The sequence below is a fragment of the Streptomyces sp. MB09-02B genome (assembly GCF_033794485.1).
Taxonomy (GTDB): domain Bacteria; phylum Actinomycetota; class Actinomycetes; order Streptomycetales; family Streptomycetaceae; genus Streptomyces.
In genome coordinates, this window is record NZ_JARGEE010000944.1 from 1 (window position 1) to 838 (window position 838).

Below are 838 nucleotides of genomic sequence, written 5' to 3' on the forward strand. Positions count from 1 at the left end.
GTCGTCCACGGCTCCGCCCACAGCCCGGACCCCTCACCCCGCCCGTCCTGGGGTCCCCCCTCGGGCTGCATCTCCGGCTGGCTCACCCGGCACTCCCTACGTACGTACGGCGCTCACGCACCACACCCTGACGCGGCCGGACCCTTCCTACCGCCCAATGGGTGGCGAAGATGGTGTTTTCGCCGCTTATCCCCTGGAAGATGCCCTTGATCGGATATACGAATCCCCGGCCGACTCACTCGAAAGAGTGGCGCGGCAGAGGCCGTGCCGACCACGTAGGCTCGTTGCGACCGCAAGAACGTCCACGGGGGCGTCCGTAGAACCGTCCCCGCGGACCTCCGCAAGTACTCGTGCGAGGGAGCTGAACGTGATCCCCGGTGGTGGCCAGCCCAACATGCAGCAGCTGCTCCAGCAGGCCCAGAAGATGCAGCAGGACCTGGCGAGGGCACAGGAGGAGCTCGCGCACACGGAGGTCGACGGCCAGTCGGGCGGCGGCCTGGTGAAGGCCACCGTCAACGGCTCCGGCGAACTGCGCGCCCTGAAGATCGACCCCAAGGCGGTGGACCCGGAGGACACCGAGACCCTCGCCGACCTGATCGTCGCGGCCGTCCAGGCGGCCAACGAGAACGCCCAGACCCTCCAGCAGCAGAAACTGGGCCCCCTCGCCCAGGGCCTCGGCGGTGGCTCGGGCATCCCCGGCCTGCCCTTCTGAACCGGTCTCTTATACACTTCCCCGACCCCACGAGACAGCAAAAAACTCTTTTTCCCCTCTCCGGTTGAAAAAAAAAAAAAAGAACACAAACACACACATATGAGAGACTATGAAAGAAGAAAGGAA

At 64.9% G+C, this 838-nt stretch carries 1 protein-coding gene; it reads left to right on the top strand.

Features of this window, described 5'->3' with window-relative positions; translation table 11 throughout:
* Window positions 1-367: 367 nt before the first annotated feature.
* A complete protein-coding gene (locus tag P1P70_RS45225) occupies window positions 368-712 on the top strand; it encodes a YbaB/EbfC family nucleoid-associated protein (RefSeq protein WP_319248388.1) in 345 nt (114 codons plus the stop codon).
* Window positions 713-838: the final 126 nt, after the last annotated feature.